This is a genomic window from Actinocrinis sp. (genome assembly GCF_035605935.1).
In the GTDB taxonomy this organism is placed as follows: Bacteria; Actinomycetota; Actinomycetes; order Streptomycetales; family Catenulisporaceae; genus Actinocrinis.
Genome location: NZ_DATNGK010000105.1, coordinates 1 through 4,399 on the forward strand (window position 1 = coordinate 1; position 4,399 = coordinate 4,399).

Annotated in this window: 5 protein-coding genes; 3 read left to right on the plus strand and 2 right to left on the minus strand. The window is 69.1% G+C overall.

The genetic code is table 11. The features are described from left to right. Positions 1-424: precorrin-8X methylmutase (locus VN779_RS09510; protein WP_325722089.1), on the plus strand; the 424-nt coding region annotated here is incomplete at its 5' end. A 34-nt stretch (positions 425-458) separates the two neighbouring features. Next, positions 459-1,979: a precorrin-3B C(17)-methyltransferase gene (gene cobJ, locus VN779_RS09515; protein WP_325722090.1), complete on the plus strand. Its 1,521-nt coding sequence runs from the start codon at positions 459-461 to the stop codon at positions 1,977-1,979. Here cobJ and VN779_RS09520 read toward each other — a convergent pair. Further along, complete coding sequence (locus VN779_RS09520) at positions 1,951-2,694, minus strand: cobalt-precorrin-6A reductase (RefSeq protein WP_325722091.1); 744 nt, start codon at positions 2,692-2,694, stop codon at positions 1,951-1,953. The two genes, cobJ and VN779_RS09520, sit on opposite strands and share 29 nt — an antisense overlap. 37 nt (positions 2,695-2,731) lie before the next feature. On the opposite strand from VN779_RS09520, the gene cobF reads away from it, so the two are divergent. After that, positions 2,732-3,523, plus strand: a complete 792-nt coding sequence (gene cobF / locus VN779_RS09525) for a precorrin-6A synthase (deacetylating) (protein ID WP_325722092.1) — start codon at positions 2,732-2,734, stop codon at positions 3,521-3,523. Here the strand turns inward: cobF and cobM are convergent. Continuing rightward, positions 3,512-4,270, minus strand: coding sequence for a precorrin-4 C(11)-methyltransferase (gene cobM / locus VN779_RS09530; RefSeq protein ID WP_325722093.1), 759 nt, complete (start codon positions 4,268-4,270; stop codon positions 3,512-3,514). The genes cobF and cobM overlap by 12 nt on opposite strands. Between the last annotated feature and the right edge of the window lie 129 nt (positions 4,271-4,399).

Genomic DNA, 4,399 nt, shown 5'->3' on the forward strand with positions numbered 1-4,399 from the left:
CCGGACCGGTGCGCCGATTCTGTGCGATGCGCAGATGGTTGCTGCTGGAATCATCCGCAAGCGGCTGCCGGCGGCAAACGAGATCATCTGCACCCTCGGCGATCCCCGAGTGCCAGAACGGGCGCGCGGCATCGGTGACACCCGCTCGGCCGCGGCGCTTGACCTCTGGGGTGACCGTCTCGGCGGTGCGGTGGTGGCGATCGGCAATGCGCCGACCGCGCTCTTCCACCTGCTCGACCTGCTCGACGAAGGCGCACCCAAACCTGCAGCGATTCTCGGTCTGCCGGTGGGCTTCATCGGCGCGGCCGAGTCGAAGGTGGCACTGGCCCAGTCCGGCCATCCGTACCTGGTCGTGCACGGACGTCGCGGCGGCAGTGCGCTGGCCGTGTCGGCCGTCAACGCGATCGCGAGTGAGGCCGAGTGAGCGAGGCGCGCGGAGCGAAGGGACGGGGCTGAGCATGGCGGGGACTCTCTACGGCGTCGGCCTCGGACCGGGTGACCCCGAACTCGTCACCGTCAAGGCAGTGCGGCTCATCGCCGCGGCCGACGTCGTCGCCTACCACTCCGCCCGGCACGGCCGCTCGGTCGCACGGTTGATCGCCGAGCCGTACCTGCGCGGCGACCAGATCGAAGAACAGCTTGTCTACCCGGTGACCACCGAGTCCATCGATCACCCCGGCGGCTACGAAGGTGCTATAGAAGAGTTCTATGAACAGGCTGCCGCCCGGCTCATGGCGCACCTGGAAGCTGGACGCGATGTCGTACTGCTCGCCGAAGGGGACCCGCTCTTCTACAGCAGCTACATGCACATGCACAAGCGCATCGACGGGCGGTACGCGACTCAGATCGTCCCCGGCGTGACGTCGGTGAGCGCCGCATGCGCCGCCCTAGGGATGCCGCTCACCGAGGGCAACGATGTTCTGACGGTGCTTCCCGGCACGATGGCTCAGGCGCAGCTGACCGAGCGGCTCATGACGACCGATGCCGCGGCAATCATGAAGATCAGCCGCAGCTACGCGGGCGTGCAACAGGCGCTGAAGGAAGCCGGGCGGCTGGAGCAGGCGTATTACGTCGAGCGTGCGTCCGGTGACAAGCAGGTCACCCGGCCCGCGGGTGCCGTCGACCCGTCGGGCGTGCCGTACATGTCGATCGTGATCGTCCCTGGCAGGGCGGCGGCGCAGGGACGTCCAACGGCACCGGGCGCCACCACTGATGGCGTTATCGGAGTCGGCCGCGTCGATGTGGTCGGCCTCGGGCCGGCGGGCCGGGACTGGCTGACCCCGCAGGCGATGGCGGTTCTTTCCGCGGCAGACGACATCGTCGGCTACGCGCCATACGTGGAGCGGGTGCCGGTGAACCCCCGCCAGCAACGGCACGCCAGCGACAACCGAGTCGAGGCCGAACGCGCCGAGTTCGCCCTCGACCTGGCGCGGCGCGGTCGGCGAGTCGCGGTCGTCTCGTCCGGCGACCCGGGCGTCTTCGCGATGGCCACGGCCGTGCTCGAAGCTGCTGCCGACAACGAGCGCTTCGCCCACGTGCCGGTAGCGGTCGTCCCCGGCCTCACCGCGGCCCAGGCGGTCGCGAGCCAGTCCGGCGCCCCCCTCGGCCACGACTACGTCGTCCTCTCGCTGTCGGATCGCCTCAAACCTTGGGACGTCATCGCGCGGCGTCTGGAGGCCGCTGCTTCCGGCGACTTCGCGATCGCGATCTACAACCCTGCCTCGAACACCCGGCGGCAGCAGTTGGTCGACGCCCGCGAACTGTTGCTGAAATACCACGACGCCGCGACGCCGGTGGTGATCGGACGCGCGGTGGGCACCGACGATCAGCGGGTCACCGTCACGACGCTGGGCGAACTCGACACCAACCAGGTGGACATGCGTTGCCTGCTTATCGTCGGATCGAGCCAGTCCCGCATTGTCAACGCAGGTTCGGATCAAGCGCGCGTCATCACCCCGCGCCGCTACCCGACCGAATGATCCAGGCCAGCGCGTCAGCTACCGTCGCGACGACTTCGCTGCCTTCCGGGAGCGGCGGTCGCTGCACCATGACGACGAGGACACTCAGCTCGCGGGCCGCTTGCAGCTTGGCGGCCGTCATCGACCCGCCGCTGTTCTTGGTGACGAGTAGACCGACGCCGTACTCGCGTAGCAACGCCCGCTCGCCGTCGAGGGTGTAGGGACCGCGGTCGAGAAGCAGCGTGGTCTGAGGGGGTACCGGTCCCTCCGGTGGGTCGACTGTCCGCACGAGGAATCGATGCCGGTCGTCGTCGGCGAACACAGCGAGGTCGCGGCGTCCCGTGGTAAGGAAGACCGACTCGCCGCTCCAGGTGCGCACCGCGCGCGCGGCTGCCGGCATGTCGGCGACCACCTGCCACGACGACTGGATGTCCCAGCCCGGACGGCGGAGGACTAATCGCGGCACGCCGACCTGCTCGGCACCGATGGCGGCGTTCCTGGTGATCGTCGCCGCAAAGGGGTGAGTGGCGTCGACCACCGCTGTGATGTCGTCGTCGCGCAGGAACGCGGCCAGGCCGTCGACGCCGCCGAAGCCGCCGATGCGAACCGACCCTTCCGGCCGGCGCGGTTGCTGCACGCGTCCGGCCAGCGAAGAGATCACGTCCATGCCGTCGGCCACGAGCGCCGCGGCGAGAGCGCGCGCCTCGCCGGTTCCGCCGAGGACGAGGATGCGCACCGGCCGAGACTAACGAGCGTTACGCGAGACTGATCGAATGCGTGAACTGCTTGTCGTCGGCATCGGGCCCGGCCACCCTGATCAGATCACCGTCCAGGCGGTGCAGGCCCTCAACCGGGTGGACGTCTTCTTCTTGATCGACAAGGGCGATGCGAAGTCCGGCCTGAACGCGGTGCGAGACGAGATCCTCGAGCGCCATGTCGCCGACCTGAACTTTCGCGTCGTGGAGATCCCTGAGCCGCCGCGTGACCGCTCGCCCTCACTGAGCAGCGGAGCCTACGAAGCAGCCGTGCAGGACTGGCACGAGGCCCGCGCCCGGCGCATCGGCCGGGCATTGGCGAGCGAACTCGCCGACGACGGTGTGGGCGCGTTCCTGGTGTGGGGCGACCCGTCCGTCTACGACTCCACGCTGCGTGTCATCGACCGCATCCTCGCGTGCGGCGTGGTCGAGTTCGAGTATGCGGTGATTCCTGGCGTGACGAGCGTGCAGGCGCTGGCCGCCGCGCACCGCATCCCGCTGAACCGCATCGGGGAACCGATTTACATCACTCCCGCCCGGCGCATTGCCGACGGCCTCCCGGAGGGCCTGGACAGCGCCGTTGTCATGCTCGATTCCGGCTTCACCGCCGCCGTGTTGGACGAGCCAGGCCTGGACGTCTTCTGGGGCGCTTACCTCGGCACAGACGACCAAGCACTCATCGCCGGACGGCTCGACGAAGTCGCCGACCAGATCGCGGAGGTACGAACGCGACTGCGCGCCGAGCATGGCTGGATCATGGACACCTACCTGCTGCGCCGCCGACGCGCGAGCGACCCCTCAGACGCCTGAGCTGCTGCTCCGCTCGCGGGTCGTCGAGTAGAGATGACTGTCCCGGAAGCCCTCCGCGGCCAGCACATTGCCGACGATGATGACGGCCGTGCGCCTGATACCCGCAGCGTGCACCTGCGCCGCGATGTCGCCGAGCGTGCCGCGAAGGATCGTCTCAGCGGGCTGGCTCGCATATGCCACCACGGCGACGGGGCAGTCGAGTCCGTAGTGCGGTTCGAGATCGGCGACGACCTGGTCGATGCGCTGAACAGCCAGGTGCAGGACGAGTGTCGTCTTGGTCGCGCCGAGTGCGGCGAGTTCCTCCCCGGGAGGCATCGCGCTGGCCCGTTGCGCGATCCGAGTGAGGAGCACCGTCTGCCCGACCCCCGGAACCGTGAGCTCACGGCGCAGGGCGGCCGCGGCCGCAGCGAAAGCCGGGACCCCGGGCGTGATGTCGTAGTCGATGCCGAGCCGATCCAACCGCCGGGCCTGCTCCGCGACGGCGCTGAATACGGCTGGATCGCCAGAGCACAGGCGCACGACGTCCTTGCCGTCGGCATCCGCGGCAGCGATCGCCTCGGTGATCTGGTTCAGGTCCAAGTCCGCGGTGTCGATCAACATCGCCGTGGGCCGGCACTGCGCGAGCAGCTCGGCGGGAACGAGGCTGCCGGCGTAGAGGCAGACCGAGCACTCCGACAGCAGCCGCTGCCCGCGGACGGTGATGAGATCGGGGGCACCTGGTCCGGCGCCTACGAAGTGGACGGTCACTCTTGCTCGTGTCCTGACTTGCGAAGGGACCACTGCACGACCGGCAGAGCCGGTCGCCAGGTGGTGAAGCTACCGAGCGCGTCCGCCCGCTCGACGGCGATGCGGGTGAGCGAGCCACCGAGCTGCTTC

Coding starts and splice junctions, on each gene's coding strand:
- cobJ (WP_325722090.1), top strand. CDS start 459: ATGGCGGGGACTCTCTACGGCGTCGGCCTCGGACCGGGTGACCCCGAA.
- cobF (WP_325722092.1), top strand. CDS start 2,732: ATGCGTGAACTGCTTGTCGTCGGCATCGGGCCCGGCCACCCTGATCAG.